This window comes from Kutzneria sp. NPDC052558, assembly GCF_044547355.1.
Taxonomy (GTDB): Bacteria; Actinomycetota; Actinomycetes; order Mycobacteriales; family Pseudonocardiaceae; genus Kutzneria.
In genome coordinates, this window is the sequence record NZ_JBIUAG010000021.1 from 123,473 (window position 1) to 146,292 (window position 22,820).

Sequence of the window (22,820 nt, forward strand, 5' to 3'; positions counted from 1 at the left end):
AAAAGTCCTTACCAGGTGACGGGAAGCGAGTGGACGCCGTACACACCCATCTCGTGCTTGAACTGGACGTCCTCGAACGGGATGGCCAGCGCCAGCGTGGGAATCCGGCGGTACAGGGTGCTGTAGACGACCTGGAGCTCCATCCGGGCCAGCGGCTGGCCGAGGCACTGGTGCACGCCGAAGCCGAAGGCCATGTGGTGGCGCGCCTGCCGGTGGATGTCCAGCGTGTCCGGCTCGGGGAACTGGGTCTCGTCGCGGTTGCCGACGTCGTTGGCCAGGATGATGCCCTCGCCGGCGTGGACGAGCTGGCCGGCGACCTCGATGTCCGCGGTGGCCACGCGCCGCCGCCCGCTGTGCACGATCGTCAGGTAGCGCAGCAGTTCCTCGACCGCGTTGGCGACCAGCTTCGGATCTTCGGTCTCGCGCAGTTCGGCCAGCTGCTCGGGGTGCTCCAGCAGCGCGAGCGTGCCCAGCCCGATCATGTTGGCGGTGGTCTCGTGGCCGGCGATGAGCATCAGCGCCGCCATCGCGGCGACCTCGTCACGGGTCAGCTCGCCGGCAGCGAGCTGATCGGTGACCAGCCGTCCGATCATGTCGTCGGTCGGCTCCTTCTCCTTGGCCGCCACCAGGCCCAGCAGGTACTCCTGGAGCTCCTCGCTGGCCTTGACCGCCTCGTCCCGCGGCGTGAGCCGGCCGACCAGCTTCTTGCTCCACTCCTGGAAGACCTCGTGGTCGGAGTAGGGCACGCCGAGCAGCTCGCAGATCACCAGGGACGGCACCGGCAGCGCGAAGTCGGTCACCAGGTCGGCCGGCTTGGGGCCGGCGAGCATGGTGTCGATCAGGTCGTCCACGATCTGCTGGACCCGCGGCCGCATGGCCTCGACCCGCTTGATCATGAAGTTGCGGGTGAGCATCTTGCGCAGCCGGTCGTGCTCCGGGTCGTCCATGGCGATGAACGACCGGGCCCGCTCGCGCCGGATGTTGACGGCGGCCGACTGCACCGGGAAGCCGGGTATGCGGCTGTCGGCGCTGAACCGCTGGTCGGACAGCACGGCCCGCTGGGCGTCGTAGTCGGTGACCAGCCACGGCGTGCTGCCGTCCCAGATCGTCACCCGGCTGATCGGCTCAACCTCGCGCAGCTGCGGCGGCGGGTCGAAGGGGCACTTGGCGGCCCGGGTCATCGGGTACGCGGGGAGGGTTTCGGTCATAACGTGACCCCCAGTTACCAAACGAATGTTCGCTGACTTGGCCAGCATAGCGCCATTTGGTTGCACTATCCAACTAGTGGCCGATGGTGAGTGACCGGGGTCACTCCGTGACGAGCCAGACCATCTCGTCGGCGAAGTCGAGCACGGCCTCGGTCTGCCCCGGCTCCCGCTCGGAGGCGTGTGAGAGCGCGACCCGGCCGTGCGCGGCCACGAACACCGTGATCGCCGCCTTGCGCGCCGACACCCGCAGCCGCACGCCGGCCCGCTCGCAGCGCTCGAACGCCATGATCACCTCGTGCACGATGCCGACCAGCGGCCCGCTCCGGGGCATCGTCACGGGCCGATTGTTGATCATCAGCCGGTAGTGGCCGGGGCTGTCCAGCGCGAACTGGCAGTAGGCCCGGATCTGCGCGCGCACCCGGTCCAGCACCGCGTCCTCCGGACACGACGCGTCGGCCTCGGCCATGGCCGCCGACAGCAGCTCGTAGTCGTACTCGATCAAGCCCTTGACCAACGCGGCCTTGTCGGCGAAGTGCTGGTAGATGCTGGCCGGCGCGATGCCCACGGCCCGCGCCACACCCCGGATGGTCAGCCCCTGCTCGCCGTCCAGCTCCGACAGCAGCCGGGCCGCCGCGGCCAGGATCTCCAGCCGCAGCCGCTCACCCTGCCCCCAGGGATTGCGCACGCGCTGAGTTGTGTCGGCCACGAGGCACTGTAACCGCTACGGCCGGATCTGGTGCACGATCAGCGCCGCCTGCACCCGGTTCCGCACACCCAGCTTGCCCAGCAGCGTGGACACGTGACTCTTCACCGTCGCCTCGGTCAGCCCCAGCTCGGCGGCGATCTCCCCGTTGGAACGGCCGCCGGCCAACAGATCCAGCACCTCACGCTCCCTTGTGGACAGTCCGCACAGCAGCTCGCTGTCCGGCAGCGCGGTGCGGCGCAACCGGGGCAGCAGTGCGGCGGCCACCCGGGGATCGAACACCACGCCGCCGGCGGCCAGGTCCAGCACCGCGCGGACCAGGCTCTCCGGCTCCGCGTCGGTCAGCAGAAAGCCGGCCGCGCCGAGGTCGATCGCCCGCTGCACCTCATCGTCCACAATGGACGATGTCAGCACCGCGACCGGCGGCCCGCCGGCCAGGCCGCGCACCGCCGCCACGTCCTCGACCAGCACCACGTCCGGCCGCCGGGCCCGCACCACCGCCGGCAGCCCCGGCCCGGGATCCACCTCGGCGACCACGTCGACCCGGCCGCCGGCCTCCAGCAGCAGCCGAAGACCGGCCCGCAGCGCGGCGTCGGTCTCGGCCAGCACCACCCGAACCGGCATGCGCTACCCCTTGCGCGGCTTCTTCTCCCGCACCCGCACCGAGATCTGGATCGGCGTGCCGATGAAGCCGAACTGCTCGCGCAGCTTGCGCTCGATGAACCGGCGGTAGCCGGCCTCCAGGAAGCCGGTGGTGAACAGCACGATCGTCGGCGGCCGGGTCTGCGCCTGGGTGGCGAACAGGACCTTGGGCTGCTTGCCGCCGCGCACCGGCGGCGGCGTGGCGGCGATCAGGTCGGACAGCCACGAGTTCAGCACGCCGGTCGGGATCCGGGAGTCCCACGAGGTCAGCGCGGTGCGCAGGGCCGGGGCCAGCTTGCGCACCGAGCGGCCGGTGGCGGCGGAGACGTTGATGCGCTGCGCCCACGGCACCCGCACCAGGCCCCGCTCCAGCTCCTTCTCCAGCTCGTAGCGGCGGTCCTCGTCGACCAGGTCCCACTTGTTCATGGCCAGCACCAGGGCCTTGCCGGCCTCCACCACCATGGTCAGCACCCGCAGGTCCTGCTCGGCGATCGGCTCGCTGGCGTCCAGCAGCACGATCGCCACCTCGGCCGCGTCGATGGCCGCCTTGGTGCGCAGCGAGGCGTAGTACTCGGTGCCGCTGGCGAAGTTGACCCGCTTGCGCAGGCCGGCGGTGTCGACGAAGCGCCACACCTCGTCGTCCAGCTCGACCAGCGAGTCCACCGGGTCGACGGTGGTGCCGGCGACCGAGTCGACCACCGAGCGCTGCTCGCCGGACAGCCGGTTGAGCAGGCTGGACTTGCCCACGTTGGGCTTGCCGACCAGGGCCACCCGGCGCGGGCCGCCGATGCGCTCCACGAAGTCGTCGCGCGGCGTCTCCGGCAGCGCCTTCAGGATCGCGTCCAGCAGATCGCCGGAGCCGCGGCCGTGCAGGCCGCTGACCGGGTGCGGCTCGCCAAGGCCCAGCGACCACAGCGAGGCCACGTCGGCGGTCAGCCGGTCGTCGTCGACCTTGTTGGCCACCAGCAGCACCGGCCGCTTGGACCGGCGCAGCACCTTGGCCACGGCCTCGTCGGTGGCGGTCGCGCCGACCGAGGCGTCCACCACGACCAGGATGGTGTCCGCGGTCTGCATGGCCATCTCGGCCTGCTGGGCCACCGAGGCCTGTAGGCCGCTGGCGTCGGGCTCCCAGCCGCCGGTGTCGACGACCGTGAACTTCCGGCCGCTCCACAGCGCGTCGTAGGCCACCCGGTCCCTGGTCACGCCGGGGGTGTCCTGCACGACCGCCTCGCGGCGGCCCAGGATGCGGTTGACCAGCGTCGACTTGCCCACGTTGGGCCGCCCGACCACGGCCAGCACCGGCTGCGGCACCGCCCCGGCGTCGGGGTCGCCCTGCTCCGCGCCCCCGTCGACCGCGGCCCACTCGGCCTCGTCGCTCCAGGTGCCGTCCAACTCAGTCACGCCTCGTGCTCCTTGCTATTGCTCGCCGGCGGACGACCTGCCCGCAGACGATCCAGTTCGGCCACGAGGTCGGCCAGCTCGACCCGGACCCGCTCGGTGGCGGCGGTCAGCGCGGCACGGCCCTTGTCGGCCGGAAGTTCGAACGGCTTGCCCACCAGCACGTCCACGTGCGGGCGGAAGCGCCGCTTGGTCAGGCCCGGCGGGCGCAGCGTGCCCCGGCAGGCCACCGGCAGCACCACCGCGCCGGCCGTGCGGGCCAGCCAGGCGGCGCCGTTGTGGGCCTCGTCGACGTCGCCGGCGCCGCGCGTGCCCTCGGGGAAGATGCCGACCAGACCGCCGCCCTTGAGGATGCGCACGGCGGTCATCAGCGGGGCCCGGTCCGGCTCGCCGCGCTTGATCGCGATCTGGCCGATGCGCGGCAGCAGGAAACCCAACGGGCCCTTGAACATCTCCTTCTTGATCAGGAAGACCGGTCGCCGCGGCGAGACCGCGAACAGCACCGGGCCGTCGACCATGGTGCTGTGGTTGGCGATCATCAGCACCGGGCCGGTCGTCGGCACGTTCTCGCGGCCGTGCACACGCAGGCGGTAGAACGGCACGAAGACGAAGGCCCCGAGCCAGCGGGCGAACTCGTGCAGCCGGGGCCAGGAGCCGTCCGGCAGGTCAGTGTTCACTGGCGCTCCCGGTCGGGACCGCGCGCAGCCCTCGGTCCTCCACCATGGCCAGCAGCTCGGCCAGCACGCCCGCCAGGTCCAGATGCGTGGTGTCCAGCTCGACGGCGTCGTCGGCGGCCTTGGCCGGCGAAACCTTGCGGGTCGAGTCGTAGGTGTCGCGGCGGCGCACGTCGGCCAGCGTCGCGTCCACCGTCGACTGCCGGCCGGCGGCCGCGTCCTGCCTGGTGCGCCGCTCGGCGCGGGCCTGCGCGTCGGCCGTCAGGTACACCTTGAGGCCGGCGTCCGGCGCGACCACGGTGCCGATGTCGCGGCCCTCGACCACGATGCCGCCCACCTCGGCCAGCGCCGTCGCGATGATCGACCGCTGCTGGGCCACCAGCTGGGCCCGGACCTCGGCGACCGCCGACACCGGGGACACCGCCAGCGTGACCTCCGGGCCGCGGATCTCCGCGCTCACGTCGTCCCCGCCCAGGGCCGTGGCCTGGGCCTGCGGGTCCGTGGTCACCGTGATGTCGGCCTGGGCCACCGTGTCGCGCACCCGGTCGGCGTCGGTCGGGTCCACGCCCGCCCGCAGCACCGCCACCGTGGCCGCCCGGTACATCGCGCCCGTGTCCAGGTAGCGTGCGCCCAGCCGGCTCGCGAGCCGTCGGGCCACGGTGGACTTGCCGGTGCCGGAGGGCCCGTCCAGGGCCACCACACCACGCAGCTCGCCGCGTTCCACCGTAACGCCTCCCGAAGTCGCCGACCGTCCGCACCCATTCTGCCTGGTGCCCCCGTCCAGGAACGAATCAGGGAGCCGCCCGCAACGTCATGAAGGGGCCCTTACTGACGTTCAACGAGAGGAAAGGAGCGTTGATCAAGGGCGGGGTCGGTGGGGACAGGTCAGTGGGGGAGGTCGGTGCGGAGGGCGGCGGCGCCACGGAGGTAGGCGTGCTTGATCTCGGCCCGTGTGAGGTCGGTCTCCACGTGGGCGAGCAGGCGGATGACCCGCGGCATGGCCCCGGCCACGTCGATCTCGGTGGCCGACAGCAGCGGCACGTCGGCCAGCCCGGCCATGCGCGCCGCGTACGCCGGGAACTCGCACTTGATGTCGGGGGTCGCCGTGAGCACCACGCTGATCAGGTCGTCGGGCACCAGCCCGTTGCGCGAGAGCACCGCCTCGACCAGCTCGGCGGTCGCCTCCAGCAACTGCTCCCGCTCGTCGGCGTCGATCTGCGTCGCGCCCCGCACCGCCCGCACTGCCATGACCCGACCCTAGCCGAAACCCCGGTCACAGCGCCGCGAGCAGCAGTCCGCTGCGCGGTTTGGGCGTGAAGTACGTTGCCTTTCTGGGCATCCGCCGACCCTCGGCGTGCACCGCCAGCACGTCCTCGAACGGCACGGGAGCCAGCTGCACCAGGGCATCCGCGTCCGCCGGCAGCGGCCGCCCGGCCGGGAGGGTGCGAAGCGAGGGACCATCGGGATCGATGCCCAGCGCCTCCCTGACCAGGACCTGCTCCACCACGCCGTGATCGATCTGGGGCTTCTCCGATCCCATGTCCGGCAGGGCCACCCGCAGCGCCTCGCCGCCGGCCAGCACCACGACCACGCCCGGGAACCGCGGCGGGGCCGGGTCGACGCCGCGCGTGACCGCCAGCCCGATCTCCTGCCACCGCCGCTGCATCGTGTCGACGTCGAGACCGGTGCCGGCCAGCACTCGGTGGATCGAGCCGATTTGCAGGTCGGGACCGGCCGTGACCAGCGCCAACAGCGATCCGGTCGCCGCGGCGGCGGCCACCCGGTGATTGCCGTCGGCCACCAGCAGCGACTGCTCCTGGAGCAGCTCCAGCAGCTCCGTCTGCCGGGATCCCTTGCCCAGCAACCACATCCGGTGCCGACGCCCACCTGAGTCCACATGGGACACCACGGATTCGGCCAGCTCGCCGCAGATGTCGCCGATCAGGGAGGTCAGCGCCGCGCCGCCGGACACCGGCACGAGCATCGCCGCGCTGGTCGCGCAGGCCAGTCCGGACAGCACCGCCGACCGTTCGGCGACGACGTCCGGGAACACTTCCTCGGTGTGCGTGACCCGCCCCACCTCGGCCGGGTCGACCATGCACAGCACGCCGTGCGCGCAGCCGTCCGGGCCGTCCACCTGATAGGGCGCGATCACGTCGTGCACCTGGCGATAGTGCAGGGCCCGCAAGTGATCCAGCGCCGCGCGGGCGATCGGCAGCGCTGCGGTGAGCCCCAGACCCCTGGCCAGCGCCTCGGGCGTGCGGTGCGGGTGCTGCACGGCCAACAGGGTGCCCCTTGAGGCGCCCTCGGCCCGCAGCGCGGCCGTCACCTGGTCCGGCTCGGCGAACTCGTCGACGTCCGGGCCCGGCACGAAGTCCCGCACCACCCAACCAGTTCGCACTGGACGCACCCAGCCGTTCATGACCACCATGATGAACCGTGACCGACTACAAAAGCGCCAGTTCGGCCAAGCCGTTCCGAATTGAGGTCCCGGCCCGTGACCTGGACGACCTGCGCGAGCGGCTGGCCCGCACCCGGTTCGCCCCCGCACTGTCCGACGACTGGACCCATGGCACGCCCACGGCCTATCTGGCCGAGCTGGTCGAGTACTGGCGGACCAAGTTCGACTGGCCCTCAGCCGAGGCCCGGCTCAACGAGATGCCGCAGTTCACCGCGCCCGTCCGGGACGCCGACATCCACTTCGTCCACGTCGAGGGCAACGGCCCGAACCCGTTGCCGCTGCTGTTCAGCCACGGCTGGCCCGGCTCGTTCTGGGAGGTCAGCAAGATCCTCGGCCCGCTGACCGACCCGGCCGCGCACGGCGGCGACCCGGCCGACGCGTTCACGGTGGTCGCGCCCAGCCTGCCCGGCTACGGCTTCTCCCCGCACCCCGGCACGCCCGGCGTCAGCCCGACCGAGATCGCCGACCGCTTCCACGAGCTGATGACCCGGGTGCTGGGCTACTCCCGCTACGGCGCGCAGGGCGGCGACTGGGGCGCGATCATCACCACCAGCCTGGGCCGTGACCACGCCGATTCGCTGGCCGGCATCCACCTGAACATGATGGGCACGCGGCCGATCGTCGGCGAGCACTCCGAGCCGCTGACCGAAGCCGAGCGGGACTTCAAGGCCAACGGGTCCCAGTGGCGCGAGCAGGAAGGCGCCTACGGCCAGATCCAGGGCACCAAGCCGGCCACGCTCGGGGCCGGCCTGTCCGACTCGCCGGCCGGACTGGCCGCGTGGATCGTGGAGAAGTTCCGCACCTGGAGCGACTGCGACGGCGACGTCGAGTCCGTGTTCAGCAAGGACGACCTGCTGACCAACATCAGCGTCTACTGGCTGACCAACTCCATCGCCACCTCGACCCGGCTGTACTACGAGGCCTTCCGCGACCAGCGCACGCCGCTGCTGGCCCCCTCCTTCATCGAGGCCCCGACCGGTTTCGCGGCGTTCCCCAAGGAGCTGTCGCGGCCGCCGCGCGAGTGGATCGCCCGGGCCTACAACCTCCAGCGTTTCACCCAGTTCGAGAAGGGCGGGCACTTCGCCGCCATGGAGCAGCCCGAGGCGCTCGTGACCGAGATCCGGGAGTTCTTCCGGCCGCTGCGGGGCTGACCGCGCCGCCGTTCGTGGCGCTCCCTCCTACGCCAGGACCGGCGGCGCGCTCGGCCGCCAGTCTGCATGACCGGTGGCGGCGAAATATTGCGTTCCACTTGAATCCGCAGGCCAGAGGCGTTATGCACAGGGCGTGACGGTACGTTTCGCGCTGTTGGGCGGGGTCGAGGTGCACGTCGACGGTCGGTCGGCGGACATCGGTCACGCCCGGCAGCGCAGCGTGCTCGCCGCGCTACTGATCGACGCCAACGCGGTCGTGCCGACCGTCCAGCTGGTCGACCGGGTGTGGGGCGATGACGCGCCGCAGCGGGCCACCGGCACCCTGCACAGCTACCTGACCCGGCTGCGGCGGGTCGACGGCGTGTCGATCGTGCGGCGGGACGGCGGCTACTCGCTGGTCGTCGAGGATCCGCTGACCATCGACGTGCACGAGTTCCGAGACCTGGTCACTCGGGCCCGCGCGGCCGAGGATCCGGGGCTGTACGAGCGGGCCCTGGCGCTGTGGCGGGGCGAGGCGCTGGCCGGGTTGGACTCCGAGTGGGCCGTGCGGGAACGGGGTCGGCTGGCCCGGGAGCGGCTGGCCGCCGAGCTCGACCACACCGACCTGCGGCTACGGCTGGGCCAGCACGCCGCCCTCGTGCCGGAGCTGCTGGCTCGGGCCGGCGAGCACCCACTGGACGAGCGGGTCGCCGGGCAGCTGCTGCTGGCCCTGTACCGGGCCGGGCGGCAGGCCGAGGCGCTGAGCCGGTACGACGCCGTACGCCGGCGGCTGGCCGAGGACCTCGGTGCCGATCCCGGCCCCGAGCTGCGGGAACTGCACCAGCGCATGCTCACCGCCGACCCGGCGCTGAGCACCCGGCGGCCGGCGGTCGTGCCGCGGCAGCTGCCGGCCCCGCCCGCGTGGTTCGCCGGGCGGGCCGACGAGCTGGAGGCGTTGTCCCAGGCCCTGGCCGGCGGGGACTCCATGCCCGTGGCGACCGTCTGGGGCAACGGCGGCATCGGCAAGACCGCGCTGGCGCTGCGGTGGGCACACCGGCACCTCGACTCCTTTCCCGACGGGCAGTTGCACGTCAACCTGCGCGGGTTCGATCCGGCCGCCGATCCCGTGCCGCCTTCCGTTGCCCTGCGGGCGTTTCTGGAGGCGCTCGGGGTGTCCGGCGGGGACGTGCCGACCGATCTGGACGGGCAGGCCGCGCTGTACCGGAGCCTGCTCGCCGACCGCCGGATGCTGGTGGTGCTGGACAACGCCGCCGACTCCGCGCAGGTCGCGCCGCTGCTGCCGGGCAGTCCCACCTGCGCGGTGATCGTGACCAGCCGGGACCGGATGGCCGGGCTGGTGTCCAATCACGGCGCCCGGCCGCTGCCGGTCGGGCTGCTCGACGACGCCGCCGCCAGCCTGCTGCTCGGCGACCGGGTCGGCGCCGAACGGCTGGCCGCCGAACCCGAGGCGGTCAGCGAGTTGTTGGCCTGCTGCGCCGGTTTCCCGTTGGCGCTGAGCCTGGTCGCCGGCCGGGCCCAGACCCGGCCGGGTTTTCCGTTGGCCGCCTTGGCTTCCGAGCTCGGCGACGCCGCGACCCGGCTCGGCGTGCTCGACGAGGACGACCCCAGCGCCGGCGTCGCCGCGGTGCTTTCCTGTTCGCACCGCGCCCTTCCGGCCGAGCAGTCCCGGGTTTTCGCCCTGCTCGGCCTGTCCCCCGGCCCCGACATCAGCCTCGGGGCGGCGGCCGCCCTCGCCGGGCTTCCGGTGGCCCGGACCGGGCCGGTGCTCCGCGCGTTGGAGCGGCTTTCCCTGCTGCACCAGGATGTTCCCGGGCGGTGGCGGATGCACGACCTGGTCCGGCTGTTCGCCGTCTCCCAGGTCTCGGGCGACCAGGAGGCCGCCCTGCGCCGGCTGGTGGCGTTCTACGTGCACTCCGCGGCAGCCGCCGACCAGGCGCTCGGCGTCTTCACCCAGGACGTCGATTATGTGCCGCTGCCCGACGATTGCCAGCCCGACGAGCCCGCCGACGGCATGCGGTGGTTCGACACCGAACGCGCCTGCCTGCTCGCCGTGCAGCGGGTCGCCGTCGACCTCCGTTGGCACGACGCGGTGTGGCAGCTGGCCTGGGTCACCGCCACGTATTGCTACCGGCAGGGCGTGCACCTGGACAACCTGGCCTTCTGGGAGGCCGCGCTGCGCTCAGTGTCCCATGTGGACAGTTCCGTGGCCGTTGTCATCCACCGCCAGGCCGGCCGCGCCTACTCGCGCGTGCACCGGCTCTCCGAGGCGCTGGACCACATCCAGACCGCTCTCGGGCTCATCGACCGGGAGCGGGATCCGATCAACCTCTGCCGCACCGAGCAGGCCATCGCCTTGGTGTACAAGCGACTGCGCGAATGGCAGCCCGCGCTCGACCACCAGCTGGCCGCCCTCGAGGCCGCCCGGCGCACCGGCGAGCCGATCTGGATCGGCGAGTCCCTCAACCTGGTCGCCACCTTCGCCGCCCGCCTCGGCCGTCACGACTGGGCCCGTGCCCGCTGCGAGGAGGCACTGGCCCTTTTCCGTCAGCACAACGACATCGAGAACGAGGCCGACGCCACCGACGTGCTCGGCGTGATCGCCGCCATGACCGGCGACCACGCCACCGCGCTCGGCCACCACCAGCGGGCCCTGGCCCTCTACCGCCGGATCGGCAACAACACCGTCATCGGCGCCACCCTCTCCGACCTGGCCCGGGCCCAGCTCGCCCTCGGCCGGGTCGACGCCGCCCGGGATGCCTTCCAGGAGGCCATCGCCGTCTACGACCGGCAGTCCCGCGACGCCGAGGCCGACGCCGTCCGCCAGGAACTGGCCGACCTGCTCGTGCCCACCCAGCGCTGCTAAATCCGTCGGCGGTCACGGGGCGTCTGCCCTACAGTCGGCTCTCGTGGCAGACGAAGGGTTCACCCATCCCCGCTTGGCCGCCTTCTACGACCGGCACGAGGGCTCCCGTGACGACCTCGACCCCTACCTCGCCGTCGCCGCCGAGCTGTCGGCCCGTCAGGTCGTCGACATCGGTTGCGGCACCGGGGTTCTGGCCCTGCTGCTGGCCGATCGGGGCGTCTCCGTCACCGGCGTCGACCCCGCCCTCGCCTCCCTCGACGTCGCCCGAGCCAAGCCCGGGGCCTCGCGCGTGCGCTGGATCCACGGCACCGCAACCGATCTGCCCGCCCTCGGCGCCGATCTCGCCGTCATGACCGGCAATGCCGCCCAGGCCATCGTCGATCCCGCCGACTGGTCCGCCACCCTCACCGGCGCCGCCACCGCCCTACGCCCCGGCGGCGTGCTGATGTTCGAGACCCGCATCCCCGCCCGCCAGGGCTGGCTCGGCTGGAACCGGGAGCAGACCCTCACGATCGTCGACGGCGTGCAGACCTGGGTCGACCTGCTCGACGTCAGCGGCCCCCTCGTCACCTTCCGCTGGACCTGGATCTTCCCCGACGGCGAGCAGCTCACCTCCACCTCCACCCTCCGCTTCCGCGACCGCCCCGAGATCGAAGCCGACCTCTCCGCTCACGGCTTCACCGTCACCGACCTCCGCGACGCCCCCGACCGCCCCGGCCGCGAATACGTATTCCTGGCAACAAAGTCAGCCTAGCTCCGGCCACGTCGCTGCCACGTCCAGCCCGGTGGCGTACCGGGGGCCGGGCACCCTGTCCCGGCACTTCTCCCCGTTCAGCCACCGCACCTCCAGGCTCTCCCATTCCCGGTCCAGCCAACAGCAGACGCCGCCGCTGGCCGCCGTCAACCCCGCGAACGCCGCCTCCACGCTGGCCGAATGCTCCATCAGCATGCTCATGCTCGTCGTGGCCGCCGTGAATTCCAGCGATGCGTACCGGGAATGCACCTGGGACACGAAACTCACCTGGAGATAGAGGTATCCCAGACGCCCCCGCTCCGCTCCCTCGATGTACTCCCGGGCATGCTCGTCGAAGTACTCCTGGGTGTGATCGTCATCGATGTCGATCAGCATCACCGTGTCGAGCCACAGGTCCCCGCCGTCGGAGCAGTCCACCGGATCGCTCTTGAAGCCCGAGGTGAACGGCAGCACGATCCGGTCCTCGCCGGGCAACGTCACCGTCACCGGCGGATTCTGCGGCGGCGGGGCCACCGCCGCGAGCGCCGTCAGCGCCCGCGCGACGCCATCCGTCGGCACGTGAATCACGTAGCTGTAGTCCAGTCCCATGTCCATTCCTCCCCTGTCGCCGATCCTCTCACAACGAAATGGCAAGGGGCCTGGGGGTTTCCGGCGGCCGGCGGCATACTGCACCGGTGGCGGATCGAGCATCGACCGATGACGCGTCCGAACCGGTGGACGCGTTCTCCGAGCTACAGAGCAACCTGGAGTACGCCCGGGACCTGGTGACCGGCGGCCAGCACCTGGAACGCCTTCAGGTCGGGGTCTTCGACGTGGCCGAGCTGTACCGCGCGGCGTGGGTGCAGGCGGTGTCGGCGCTGGACCACTGGGTGCACCGCGAGGTCTACGGCCGGGCGCTCGTGTTCGCGCTGAACGTCGACCTGCCGCGGCCGCGCAAGTTCCTGACTCTCGAAGTCCCGATGCGGCTGTTCGAGGACGTGCACCACCACGCGAAGCCCCTGCCCGAGGCGTTCGACGCCCACTTACGTGCCCAGTTCGGCTACTTGTCCTTCCAGGCGCCGGAAAAGATCAAGGAGGCGCTGAAGTACGTCAGCGACGTCTCCCTGTGGCCTGCGGTCGCGAAGCGGATGGGCGAGGAGTCCGACCAGCCGGTACGGCCGGAGGAAGTGCAGGAACTGCTCAAGGCCATTGTCAACCGCCGCAACCGAATCGCCCACGAGGCCGACATCGATCCCACCCAGGCCCGGGCGAAGCAGGAGATCACCGCCCAGGCCACCTCCGACGCCATCGAGACCATCCGCGCCATCGCCGCCGCGATCCGGCACGCCATCGGCCCGGCCCCGAAGTCCGCCGACCGGGCCGTCCCCGCCGACCCGCAGCCCGAGAGCAAGAACGAGCTCTACCGCCGGTTCTGGACCGCCTTCCGTCCCGCCGTGCAACGCCACGGCTGGAGCGACTCCGCCCCGCCGCCGCAGAACTGGTGGGACCTGCCCGGCGGCGTCACCGGCACCTCATGGATCGTCTCCTTCACCCAGTTCGGCTGCCGCTCCGAGCTCAACTTCCAGCACCCCGACCCCGCCATCAACCTGGCCCGCTGGGAAGTCCTCGCCGTCCGCTCCCCCGAGATCATCGAGCGCTTCGGCGACGACCTGATCTTCGACGAGCTGCCCGGCCAGAAGTCCTGCCGCATCGAGACCCGCCTCATCGGCCCCACCGTCACCGACCAGGACCGCTGGCCCGATCTCCTGCGTTGGATGGAAGACACCCAGCTCCGCCTGCGCGCCGCCATCGACTCCGTCGGCGGCGTCCCCAAGGCGACGGCCTGATTCCTCAGCCAGCTCGCAAAGCCCCGAGCACGGCCGGATCCCCCTCACCCTTGAGCTCCAGGCGGCCCCAGAGCTGGTAGAACAGCGAGGAGGCGTTGGCGGTCAGGCGCGCGTCCGCCGGCCCGGCATGCCGGTCGACGGCGGGCACCTCGCCCGGGGTGAACCGCACCAGCCAGGTCTCCGGGCCGTCGCCGCAGCTGACGAGGGCGGTGCCGGCGGTATGCGACGGCACGTCGCCGGTGGCGCGGGCGGCCAGGATGGTGCCGAGCGCCTCGTCCACCCCGTCGACCGCCTGCTCACGATCGGTCGGCACCAGGGCCACCAGCGCGGCCTGCGCGTCCCACCGACGCAACGTCAGCTCGTGGGCGATGCGGCGCAGCCAGACCCAAGCCAGATCCGGCGCCGCCGGCGAGAACGTCCACACAGGACGGTTGGCCGGCACGGCCGGCAGGAGCTCCGCGGCCGCGGCCAACTGCTCGTCCAGATACGCCAACGGTTCCACCGGGGGCGGCGGCGCGAGCGGCGGCAGCTGCACGGTGCTGCCGCTGGCCAGGTACGCGGTCGCGGACTCGAGGAACCGGCCGACGTGCAGGACCAACTGGGTGAACGTCCACCCTGGACAGGACGGCACCGGCGCGGTCGGTTCGGCCCCGCCGACGGCGTCCCGAAACATCCTCGACTGCTCGGTGAACACCGTCACCCAGGGTATTTCCACGACATGCGCCTCCCCGCTCCCAAATCCGACATACTGACTGTAGTCGGCGGTGTTCGTCGGGTGAGGGAGTGGCCGGTGTCCGAGGGGTTCAGCGTCGATCCGGACGCCGTACGCGCTTCGTCACAGCAGGTCAGGGCGGGCGCGGACGCGGTGGGCGAGGCGGCGGCGCTGCTGGTCCTGCTCCGGCTGGACTCGCACGCGCTCGGCGACGTCCCGGCCGCCGGCCGCCTCGCCGCGGCCCTTCAGACGTTCACGACCACCCACAGTGACGACCAGGAGCACGGCTCGGCCTGGATGGACGAGGCGGCGGAGAACCTGACCAGCACGGCAGCGCTCTACCAGGGCGCAGACGGCGACGCCGCGGCCGGGCTGCGCAAGGCCGGTGGCCGGTGAGCAACGACCCCGTCGAGCTCTACGCCCGGTTGGTCGCCGCCGACGCGGGGCAGGTGACCAGGGCGATCGATCCGATCACCGCCTCGATCAGCGCCCTGGACCGCGCGGCCGAATCGGTGCGGACGGGGACCACCACGGCGACCGGCGCCTGGACCGGACCGGCCTCGGAGGCGTTCGCCGACCGGGCCCAGACGACCGCGAACGCGATCAACGCGACTAAGGACAACCTCACCGCGGCGACCGCCGTCCTCCGCTCGGTCGCCGACAACTGCGGCCAGGTCCGGGCCGCCGCCGACCGGGCCATGACCGACTGGTTCACCAAACCGGCCGGGCTGCCCGCCCCGGAGCTCGCCAAGCTGGCTGACCGGATCAACCGTGAACTGGAGGAGATCCGCCAGCAGCACGAGCAGGCCCTGGACGCGGCCACCGACAAGCTGAACCGGCTGCAGCCCGGATTCGCGCAGAAGGCCGGGACCGCGCCGTCCTGGGCGGCGACCGCGATCCAGTCGGTGGCGCTGCCCCCGCCGGGCGCGAGCCCCCGCGACATCGCCCGGTGGTGGGCCGGCCTCACCCCGCAGCAGCGGGATTCCTTGCTGGCCAAGAACTTCGACGAGCTCGGCCGGATGCGTGGCCTGCCCGCCGAGGTACTCAACACCGCCAACCGCCGCCGCATCGACGTCGACCAGCGCCGGTTCAACGTGCAGTACAGCGAGTTGGACACCCGGGTCATCGAGCGGGCGACACAACTGGGGCTCAACCCCAACGACGAGGAAAAGCTGCGCGAGTCCAACGATCCTGAGCTATCCAGACTGCTCAACGACCGGCAAGACGCCTACCGCCGACGAGAGAACGCCACCAACGCCGGTCAACGGCTCGCCGACGCCGACAGCAAGAACAAGGGCGACGGCGTCTATGTGCTGTCCTGGGATCCCGACGGTCCCGGTCAGAAGCAGGGCACCATGGCGGTGGCCTTCGGCAACCCCGACACCGCCAAGAACGTCGCCGTCTGCGTGCCGGGCACGACCGCGACGCTCGGCCCGGACGGTTTCGACCTCGACCGTGCGGCCAACCTCAAGGGCCAGATGGATTCCGCCGGCAGCGGCAACGCGGTGATCCAGTGGCTGGGCTACGACGCGCCCGATTCCTTGCTGGGCAGCCAGGTCGTCAGCGCGAAGGACGCCGACGACGGCGCGCCACGGCTGGTCGCCGACGTCGACGGCTACCGGGCGGCAGCCGAGCAGGCCGGCAACCACCAGCACCTGACCGTCATCGGTCACAGCTACGGCAGCACCGTGGTCGGCAAGGCCGGCATGCACGGCCTGGCCGCCGACGACATCGTGTTCGTCGGCTCTCCCGGCGTCGGCGCCTCCAATGCCGATCAGCTCTCCGCCGGCGACGGGCACGTGTGGGCCGGCGCGGCCCGGCACGATCCGGTGGTGCAGGCGACCCAGGGCAGCTGGTTCACCGAGGACGGCTCGTCCCGTGGGCCGTACGACGGCTCGTTCGGGGCTCGGCAGTTCGGGGCCTTCGACAGCACCTGGACCGGAAACGCGCATTCCGGCTACTACGAGCCTGGCTCGGAATCACTGCGCAATCTCGGCGACATCGCCACCGGCCGCTATGACCAGGTCTCCGAGCAGCACTGGCAGGACAACCCGCTGCCGCCGGAGGTGTCGTCCAACATCCCGGTCATCGGCAACACCGCGGGCACCCTGATCAAGGACGGCGCCCAGACCGTCACCGACATCCACCACGGCGGGGAACAGACGGTCAGCGACATCTCGCAGGGGCATTGGGGTGACGCCGTGGAGCATGCCGCCGGCACCCTGGGGACCGCGGCCGTCGACGTCGCCGACACCGCCGCCGACGTCGTGGTCGACACGGCCGGCAGCATCGTCGAGACCGGCAAGACCGTGGTCGGCGGGGTGGGCTGGGCCTGGGACCACACGCTGGGATCCTGGTTCTAGCCGGACACCCGGTGGCAATCACTCACCACGGCGGCGCGGGGCCGCTCCACGATCGGCGCCATCCGTTGCAGGTAGGCACAGTCGAGGAGGTCTCCCGAGGCCACGCCCTCCGGGGCCTGGTCACGGTCGATGTGAAGCACGCCCAGGGCGAGCGGTTGCGACAAGGTCAGATCACCACTCACGTAGTCCGCCAACAGCACGGGCTCACCGGCGCCGGCAAGGGCTACCCGCACCTTCACCCGGCCCTCGGCGATGACCGTGCCGCCGTACTGGATCCACAGGTAACCACCGACCAACGCGACGATCACCACGGGCAACAGGATCAGGAACCAGCGGAGCGGCATGTGGTCAGTATTCAGGACTTGCGGCGGAGCAGCGCGGCGGCCAACAGCCCGGCGCTGATCACGGAGATCACCACGGCCAGCAGGTGGAGGCCGGAGTCGGTGGCGTGGTCGCCGAGGCCCAGACCGACCAACGCCGCCGCCAGGTTGGCACCGATGTACTGGGAGGTGCGATACAACCCCGAAGCGGTGCCGATCTGGGAGGAGGGGGCGGCGGCGTACATGGCGGTCTGGTTGCCGAGGCTGTTGAAGCCGTTGGGAATGCCCAGGACGGCGGAGACGATCACCAGGAGCAGCACGGGGGTGGAGGCGCCGACCAGGAGCAGGGCGAGGCTGCCGACGAGGAGGCCGGCGGAGCCGATGACGAGCAGGGGCCAGCGCGGGCGGCGGGTGGCGACGACGGTGGCGACGATGCCCATGCCGGCGATGGGCAGCACGACCAGGCCGGCCTCGGCGCTGCTGAGCAGCCGACCCTGTTCGAGCCACTGGGGAACGCCGTAGAAGATCGTGTAGAAGACGACGTAGGTGACGGCGACCCGGGCGTAGGTGCGGCTGAGGGGGCGGTTGGCGCGAAGCATCCGGACGTCGATGAACGGGTGGGAGACGCGAAGTTCCCACCACAGCAGGACAATCCCCAGCACAGCGGCGGCGGCCAGGTAGACCCACCGGAACTCGAGGAGGAACACCAGCAGGCCGACCATGGCGGCGGCGAACAGCAGGATTCCCCAGGGATCCAGACCGACCGAAGTGGACCGTGGGGCACGGTCACGGGGAACCCAGAGCAGCACCAGCACCAGGGACAGGGCGGCGATCGGGAGGTTGACCCAGAAGATCGACCGCCAACCGGCCAGCAGCACCAGCACGCCGCCCAGCGGCGGCCCCAGGGCCACGGCGACCTGCCCGGCGGCGGAGATGGCCCCGAGGGCGTTGGTCGCCTCACCGCTGATTCCCTGTCGTATCAAGGAAACCCCGGAGGGATACGCCGCCGAGGTGCCGATGCCCAGCAGCACCCGGGCCGCGACCAGCCACCCCAGGCCCGGCGCGAACGGCGCGCCGACGGCGGCGAACATCACGATCACCAGCCCCCAGCAGAACACCCGCCGGGCCCCGAACCGGTCGGCCAGCCGCCCCATCGTCGGCTGGGCCACGGCGGTGGCCAGGTAGAGGCCCGACACCAGCCAGACGACCTCGGCCCCGGCGTGGAACTCGTGCTGGATGTCGACCAGCGCCACCGCGATCATCGAGGAGTTCACGGCGTTGAGCAGCGTGCCCAGCACCACCGGCAGCACCAGCCGCAGCCCACCGCCACGCGCGAGGACGGTCATCGGGCCAGCACCTGGAGGAGTTTGGCGGCGGCGCGGAGGAACTCCTGCTCGACCGGGGTGAGGCGGTCGGCGATCTTGGCGGCGAGCCAGGCGTCGCGCTGGGAGCGGTCCTGTTCGAGCACGGTCCGGCCGGCGGCGGTGATGGTGACGACGGTCTGGCGGCCGTCGGTGGGGTGCGGCTCGCGGACGATGAGGCCGCGTTCGGCGAGGGTGGCCAGGGCCCGGGTCATGGACTGCGGCTGCACGTTCTCGGCGGCGGCCAGCGCGGAGGGGCTGGCGGGGCCGAGTCGGTAGAGCCGCGAAAGGGCGGACAGGGCGGTCAGGCCGAGCTCATGCGGCGGCCGCTCCTGGCGCAGCCGGCGGGCCAGCCGCGACACCGCCTCCCGAACCTCGACCGCCAGCTCGTTGTCGTCCACAACTAGTAAGCCTAGCTGATGACTTTCACCTCACACGACTCCCCGACGTGGCGAAAGTCATCAGCTAGGGGAAGGAGTTAGCGGAACACTGGCCACGGCTTGGGAGTCGGGTTCGAAGGTTCGCTCACGTGTTCGATTCTACCATCTCGACCATGAAAACAGGGGCTCTTCCTGGGCAGGAAGAGCCCCCGAGCGGAGGTTTTCTGGAGGCGGCACGGCGGCCCCGGCGCGACACGTCCCCGGGGCCGCCGGAAGTCACCGAGGCGAACGTTTTCCGGGGGCCCGACCCGCGCAGACCGAGGGCCCTGGGGCTTCTCCCCAGGGCCCTTCGATCCACACTGAAGCGACAGTGGTTACATGCCCACGGCCGCGTAGAGCTGGCCGATCTCGGCCCGGGTGAGCCGGCGCAGCGACCCCGGCCGCTGGTTGCCGAGCTGGACGCCCGCGATCTCGGTGCGGACCAGGCGCAGCACGGGGTAGCCGACCTCGTCGAGCAGCCGTCGCACGATGTGCTTGCGGCCCTCGTGCAGCACGACCTCGACCATCGCCTTGCCGGGCAGCGAGTCGACCAGGCGGAACGCGTCGACCTTGATCGGCCCGTCCTCCAGCTCGATGCCGGCCTTCAGCCGCTTGCCCACGTCCTTGGCCACCGGCCCGGGCACCTCGGCCAGGTAGGTCTTCAGCACGCGGTACGACGGGTGCATGAGCCGGTGGGCCAGCTCGCCGTCGTTGGTGAGCAGCAGCAGGCCCTCGGTCTCCACGTCGAGCCGCCCGACGTGGAACAGGCGGGCGCCGCCGGACTCGGCGCGCTCCCGCACGTAGTCCCCGACGCAGGGCCGGCCCATCTCGTCGGACATGGTGGAGTGCACGCCCTGGGGCTTGTTCAGGGCCATGTGCAGCACGTCCTCGCGCACGATGACCCGGCTGCCGTCCACGTGGATCACGGCGGTGTCGGGGTCGACCCGCCGGCCCATCTCCCGCACGACCTTGCCGTCGACGCTGACCCGGCCCTCCGCGATCAGCTCCTCGGCCGCGCGGCGCGAGGCCACGCCCGCCTGGGAGAGCACCTTCTGCAGGCGCACACCATCATCAGAGTTCTTAGCCGACATCGTCGATCGCATCCACTTCGGGCAGCAGCGGAGCGATCGGCGGCAGATCCTGCAACGAGGACAGCCCCAACCGCTCCAGAAAGAGTTCGGTGGTCCGATACAGGATGCCACCCGTGTCGGGGTCGTTGCCCGTCTCCTCGATCAGACCCCGCGTCACCAGGGTCCGAATCACCCCGTCGACGTTCACGCCACGCACCGCCGCCACCCTCGATCGGGTGACGGGCTGCCGGTAGGCGATCACCGCCAGGGTCTCCAGCGCGGCCCGGGTGAGCTTGGCCCGCTGGCCGTCGAGCAGCAGTTTCTCCACGTACGGGGCGTAGACGTCCCGGGTGTGCAGCCGCCAGCCGTCGCCGACCCGCCGCAGGTCGATACCGCTGCCGGACTCGGTGTACCGGGCCGACAGCGCCTGCATGGCCTCCCGGATCCGCTTCACCGGCTGGTCGAGGGTGGTGGCCAGCAGCTCGTCCTCGGCCGGCGAGTCGACCACCAGCAGCAGCGACTCCAGCGCCGCGTGCAGCACGGCGTCGTCGGCGAGGTCGGGCAGAGTGGAGGCCGGGACCTCCTCGTCGTCCTCGGAGGACGTCGCCTGGTACGCCGCCGCCTCGTCGAGAATGACGCCCATCGCCGCGGCGACGTCCACGACCTCGGGCTCGGCGGCCTCGACCTCGGCGCCCTCGACCTCGGCGGCCTCGACCTGGGTGTCCTCGGCCGGCTCGGTGTTCTCCGGCTCGGCCGGGGTGTTCTCGGGTTCGGTCACCCGTACTCCTCCTCGTCGGCGAACGCCCGATCCACCTCGGCCGCCGCCCGGGCCTCCTCGAGGCTGCCGCCGGACCAGCGCAGCGTCAGCTCCCCCAACGCGTCGTCCTGCTCGAACAGCACGACGGTCTCGCGGTAGAGCTCCAGCAGCGCCAGGAACCGGGCCACCACCTCGATCGTGTTCTCGCAGTCGGCGACCAGGTCGCCGAAGGTCGCGACGCCGGCCTCGGCCAGGCGCACCCGCAGGATCGCGGCGTGCGCGCGCACCGACACGGCCCCCATGTGCAGGTGGGACAGCGAAACCGTGGGCGGCGGCTTGGGGCGGAAGACGGCGGCGGCGAGCTCGGCGAAGCGCGCCGGGCTCATGCCGATCATCACCTCGGGCAGCAGCTCGGTGTAGCGGTCCTCCAGCGACACCGACCGCGGATACCGCCGCAGGGCCCCGGCCTCCAGCTCGCCGAACAGGGCCGCGACCTGCTTGTACGCCCGGTACTGGAGCAGCCGCGCGAACAGCAGGTCCCGGGCCTCCAGCAGGGCCAGGTCGTCCTCGTCCTCGACGTCGCCGGCCGGCAGCAGCCGGGCCGCCTTCAGGTCGAGCAGGGTCGCGGCGATCACCAGGAACTCGGTGGTCTCGTCCAGGTCCCACTGCTCGCCCAGCGTCTTGAGGTGGGCGATGAAGTCGTCGGTGACCCGGCTCAGCGACACCTCGGTGACGTCCATCTGGTGCTGCGAGATCAGCTGCAGCAGCAGGTCGAACGGGCCCTCGAAGTTGGTCAGCTTGACGGTGAACTTGCCACCGGACTGCTCGGCGGGGATCCCGGGATCCACATCAGTCATCCCCGGTGATGCCCTTGACCAGCTGCGACTGGGCCCCGTTGAGGGTGAAGTCGGCCAGCACGGCCGCGATGGCGGCGCGCACCACCCGGCCGCGGTCCACGGCGATGCCGTGCGCGGCGCGCAGCGCCAGCCGTGCGTGCTCCAACGCCAGCAGCTCCTCGTCGGACAGGTAGACCGTGATCTTCGCCTCGTGCTTGCGGCGACCGGTTCCCGCCGAGGATACGGCGTCGTCCGAAACGGGGGGCTCACCGGGCGCGACAGCGGCCGCCCTGGACACACTGGTGGACCGGAACAACTCGGCCGCACCCGGAAGCTGGACGCGGCGAGTCACCTGGCGATCACCTCGCGAGCCAGCGCGCGGTAGGCCTTGGCCCCGGAGGACCGGGGCGCCCAGGTGGTGATCGGCTCGCCGGCCACCGTGGTCTCCGGGAAGCGCACGGTCCGGTTGATCACGGTGTCGAACACCGTCTCGCCGAACGCCTCGACGACCCGCGCCATCACCTCCCGCGAGTGCAGCGTGCGCGGGTCGTACATGGTGGCGAGGATGCCCGTGATCTCAAGCTTGGGGTTCAACCGTTCCTTGACCTTCTCGATGGTGTCGATCAGCAGCGCGACCCCGCGCAGGCTGAAGAACTCGCACTCCAGTGGGATTAACACGCCGTCGGCCGCGGCCAGCGCGTTGACGGTGAGCAGCCCGAGCGAGGGCTGGCAGTCCACGAGCACGTAGTCGTAGTGGTCCATCACGGGTCGCAGCGTGCGCACGAGGGTGTGCTCACGGCCGACCTCCGACACCAGCTGCACCTCGGCAGCGGAAAGGTCGATGTTGCTGGGCAGCAGGTCCATGTCCGGCACGCACGTCTGCATCACGACGTCCTCGATGCCGACCGTGCGCTCCATCAGCACGTTGTAGATGGTGCGGTCCAGCTGGTGCGGCTGGATGCCCAGCCCCACCGACAGCGCGCCCTGCGGGTCGAAGTCCACCAGCAGCACGCGGCGGCCGTACTCGGTCAGCGCCGCGCCCAGGTTGATGGTGGAGGTGGTCTTGCCGACGCCGCCCTTCTGGTTGCACACCGCCAGAATCGTGGCCGGCCCGTGGGCGCCGATCAGCGCCGGCTCTGGCACGTGGCGCACCGGCCGGCCGGTGGGGCCGATCTCGCCGTTGGCGGCGACGTCCGGCTCGTCGTTCTCGGGGCGCGCGTGCGGCGCCAGGCTGAGCTCGACGGAGGGTCCACGCACGAGCCGCTCCCCGGATTCCCCGGCAGGCTGCGGTGTCGACATGGC

At 71.6% G+C, this 22,820-nt stretch carries 25 protein-coding genes; 7 read left to right on the top strand and 18 right to left on the bottom strand.

Annotation, left to right across the window (positions count from 1 at the left end; translation table 11 throughout):
* Nucleotides 1-8 precede the first annotated feature (8 nt).
* The 8 genes from ACIG5F_RS32075 to ACIG5F_RS32110 form a co-directional block, all read right to left on the bottom strand.
* On the bottom strand, nucleotides 9-1,208 hold the full coding sequence (locus ACIG5F_RS32075; RefSeq protein ID WP_396523658.1) for a cytochrome P450: 1,200 nt from the start codon (nucleotides 1,206-1,208) through the stop codon (nucleotides 9-11).
* A gap of 100 nt (nucleotides 1,209-1,308) precedes the next feature.
* Nucleotides 1,309-1,914, bottom strand: a complete 606-nt coding sequence (locus ACIG5F_RS32080) for a TetR/AcrR family transcriptional regulator (protein WP_396523659.1) — start codon at nucleotides 1,912-1,914, stop codon at nucleotides 1,309-1,311.
* 15 nt (nucleotides 1,915-1,929) lie between these two features.
* Nucleotides 1,930-2,535: a LuxR C-terminal-related transcriptional regulator gene (locus tag ACIG5F_RS32085; RefSeq protein ID WP_396523660.1), complete on the bottom strand. Its 606-nt coding sequence runs from the start codon at nucleotides 2,533-2,535 to the stop codon at nucleotides 1,930-1,932.
* Nucleotides 2,536-2,538: 3 nt separating this feature from the next.
* Nucleotides 2,539-3,954: a ribosome biogenesis GTPase Der gene (gene der / locus ACIG5F_RS32090; protein ID WP_396523661.1), complete on the bottom strand. Its 1,416-nt coding sequence runs from the start codon at nucleotides 3,952-3,954 to the stop codon at nucleotides 2,539-2,541.
* Nucleotides 3,951-4,628, bottom strand: a complete 678-nt coding sequence (locus ACIG5F_RS32095; RefSeq protein WP_396523662.1) for a lysophospholipid acyltransferase family protein — start codon at nucleotides 4,626-4,628, stop codon at nucleotides 3,951-3,953. Before ACIG5F_RS32095 ends, der begins: the two co-directional genes overlap by 4 nt.
* Nucleotides 4,618-5,349, bottom strand: a complete 732-nt coding sequence (cmk, locus tag ACIG5F_RS32100) for a (d)CMP kinase (RefSeq protein ID WP_396523663.1) — start codon at nucleotides 5,347-5,349, stop codon at nucleotides 4,618-4,620. The genes ACIG5F_RS32095 and cmk overlap by 11 nt, the downstream gene beginning before the upstream one ends.
* Before the next feature lie 161 nt (nucleotides 5,350-5,510).
* Complete coding sequence (aroH, locus tag ACIG5F_RS32105; RefSeq protein ID WP_396523664.1) at nucleotides 5,511-5,873, bottom strand: chorismate mutase; 363 nt, start codon at nucleotides 5,871-5,873, stop codon at nucleotides 5,511-5,513.
* 25 nt (nucleotides 5,874-5,898) lie between these two features.
* Nucleotides 5,899-7,047, bottom strand: a complete 1,149-nt coding sequence (locus ACIG5F_RS32110) for a DUF1015 family protein (protein ID WP_396523665.1) — start codon at nucleotides 7,045-7,047, stop codon at nucleotides 5,899-5,901.
* Between the two features lie 17 nt (nucleotides 7,048-7,064).
* On the opposite strand from ACIG5F_RS32110, the gene ACIG5F_RS32115 reads away from it, so the two are divergent.
* The 3 genes from ACIG5F_RS32115 to ACIG5F_RS32125 all read left to right on the top strand — a co-directional run bounded on the left by ACIG5F_RS32115 (nucleotide 7,065) and on the right by ACIG5F_RS32125 (nucleotide 11,854).
* Nucleotides 7,065-8,237 (top strand): epoxide hydrolase family protein, encoded by a 1,173-nt coding sequence (locus ACIG5F_RS32115; RefSeq protein ID WP_396523666.1) that lies wholly within the window; start codon nucleotides 7,065-7,067, stop codon nucleotides 8,235-8,237.
* A gap of 133 nt (nucleotides 8,238-8,370) precedes the next feature.
* Complete coding sequence (locus tag ACIG5F_RS32120) at nucleotides 8,371-11,100, top strand: BTAD domain-containing putative transcriptional regulator (protein ID WP_396523667.1); 2,730 nt, start codon at nucleotides 8,371-8,373, stop codon at nucleotides 11,098-11,100.
* A 43-nt stretch (nucleotides 11,101-11,143) separates the two neighbouring features.
* Complete coding sequence (locus ACIG5F_RS32125) at nucleotides 11,144-11,854, top strand: class I SAM-dependent methyltransferase (protein ID WP_396523668.1); 711 nt, start codon at nucleotides 11,144-11,146, stop codon at nucleotides 11,852-11,854.
* Here ACIG5F_RS32125 and ACIG5F_RS32130 read toward each other — a convergent pair.
* The gene (locus ACIG5F_RS32130) at nucleotides 11,846-12,049 is read right to left on the bottom strand and encodes a hypothetical protein (RefSeq protein ID WP_396523669.1); all 204 of its coding nucleotides are present in this window, start codon (nucleotides 12,047-12,049) and stop codon (nucleotides 11,846-11,848) included. The two genes, ACIG5F_RS32125 and ACIG5F_RS32130, sit on opposite strands and share 9 nt — an antisense overlap.
* 244 nt (nucleotides 12,050-12,293) lie before the next feature.
* Here ACIG5F_RS32130 and ACIG5F_RS32135 point away from each other — a divergent pair, with 244 nt between their 5' ends.
* Nucleotides 12,294-12,416 carry a hypothetical protein gene (locus ACIG5F_RS32135; RefSeq protein WP_396523670.1) on the top strand — a complete coding sequence of 41 codons (123 nt, stop codon included), beginning with the start codon at nucleotides 12,294-12,296 and terminating at the stop codon, nucleotides 12,414-12,416.
* Nucleotides 12,417-12,528: 112 nt separating this feature from the next.
* A complete protein-coding gene (locus ACIG5F_RS32140) occupies nucleotides 12,529-13,680 on the top strand; it encodes a DUF4268 domain-containing protein (RefSeq protein WP_396523671.1) in 1,152 nt (383 codons plus the stop codon).
* A 4-nt stretch (nucleotides 13,681-13,684) separates the two neighbouring features.
* On the opposite strand, the gene ACIG5F_RS32145 is transcribed toward ACIG5F_RS32140, so the two are convergent.
* The gene (locus ACIG5F_RS32145; protein WP_396523672.1) at nucleotides 13,685-14,395 is read right to left on the bottom strand and encodes a maleylpyruvate isomerase N-terminal domain-containing protein; all 711 of its coding nucleotides are present in this window, start codon (nucleotides 14,393-14,395) and stop codon (nucleotides 13,685-13,687) included.
* A 75-nt stretch (nucleotides 14,396-14,470) separates the two neighbouring features.
* Here ACIG5F_RS32145 and ACIG5F_RS32150 point away from each other — a divergent pair, with 75 nt between their 5' ends.
* Nucleotides 14,471-14,788 carry a type VII secretion target gene (locus ACIG5F_RS32150; protein WP_396523673.1) on the top strand — a complete coding sequence of 106 codons (318 nt, stop codon included), beginning with the start codon at nucleotides 14,471-14,473 and terminating at the stop codon, nucleotides 14,786-14,788.
* Nucleotides 14,785-16,755, top strand: a complete 1,971-nt coding sequence (locus ACIG5F_RS32155; RefSeq protein ID WP_396523674.1) for an alpha/beta hydrolase — start codon at nucleotides 14,785-14,787, stop codon at nucleotides 16,753-16,755. Before ACIG5F_RS32150 ends, ACIG5F_RS32155 begins: the two co-directional genes overlap by 4 nt.
* Here the strand turns inward: ACIG5F_RS32155 and ACIG5F_RS32160 are convergent.
* The 8 genes from ACIG5F_RS32160 to ACIG5F_RS32195 form a co-directional block, all read right to left on the bottom strand.
* Complete coding sequence (locus ACIG5F_RS32160; RefSeq protein ID WP_396523675.1) at nucleotides 16,752-17,099, bottom strand: hypothetical protein; 348 nt, start codon at nucleotides 17,097-17,099, stop codon at nucleotides 16,752-16,754. The two genes, ACIG5F_RS32155 and ACIG5F_RS32160, sit on opposite strands and share 4 nt — an antisense overlap.
* Nucleotides 17,100-17,110: 11 nt before the next feature.
* Nucleotides 17,111-18,421 (bottom strand): MFS transporter, encoded by a 1,311-nt coding sequence (locus tag ACIG5F_RS32165; RefSeq protein WP_396523676.1) that lies wholly within the window; start codon nucleotides 18,419-18,421, stop codon nucleotides 17,111-17,113.
* Nucleotides 18,418-18,837 carry a MarR family winged helix-turn-helix transcriptional regulator gene (locus ACIG5F_RS32170; protein WP_396523677.1) on the bottom strand — a complete coding sequence of 140 codons (420 nt, stop codon included), beginning with the start codon at nucleotides 18,835-18,837 and terminating at the stop codon, nucleotides 18,418-18,420. Before ACIG5F_RS32170 ends, ACIG5F_RS32165 begins: the two co-directional genes overlap by 4 nt.
* A 353-nt stretch (nucleotides 18,838-19,190) precedes the next feature.
* Nucleotides 19,191-19,946 (bottom strand): pseudouridine synthase, encoded by a 756-nt coding sequence (locus tag ACIG5F_RS32175; protein ID WP_396523678.1) that lies wholly within the window; start codon nucleotides 19,944-19,946, stop codon nucleotides 19,191-19,193.
* Complete coding sequence (gene scpB / locus ACIG5F_RS32180) at nucleotides 19,936-20,703, bottom strand: SMC-Scp complex subunit ScpB (RefSeq protein ID WP_396523679.1); 768 nt, start codon at nucleotides 20,701-20,703, stop codon at nucleotides 19,936-19,938. The genes ACIG5F_RS32175 and scpB overlap by 11 nt, the downstream gene beginning before the upstream one ends.
* Nucleotides 20,700-21,539 carry a segregation and condensation protein A gene (locus ACIG5F_RS32185; protein ID WP_396523680.1) on the bottom strand — a complete coding sequence of 280 codons (840 nt, stop codon included), beginning with the start codon at nucleotides 21,537-21,539 and terminating at the stop codon, nucleotides 20,700-20,702. The genes scpB and ACIG5F_RS32185 overlap by 4 nt, the downstream gene beginning before the upstream one ends.
* Nucleotides 21,532-21,870 (bottom strand): hypothetical protein, encoded by a 339-nt coding sequence (locus ACIG5F_RS32190; RefSeq protein ID WP_396523681.1) that lies wholly within the window; start codon nucleotides 21,868-21,870, stop codon nucleotides 21,532-21,534. Before ACIG5F_RS32190 ends, ACIG5F_RS32185 begins: the two co-directional genes overlap by 8 nt.
* Nucleotides 21,867-22,817: a ParA family protein gene (locus tag ACIG5F_RS32195; RefSeq protein ID WP_396523682.1), complete on the bottom strand. Its 951-nt coding sequence runs from the start codon at nucleotides 22,815-22,817 to the stop codon at nucleotides 21,867-21,869. Before ACIG5F_RS32195 ends, ACIG5F_RS32190 begins: the two co-directional genes overlap by 4 nt.
* Nucleotides 22,818-22,820: the final 3 nt, after the last annotated feature.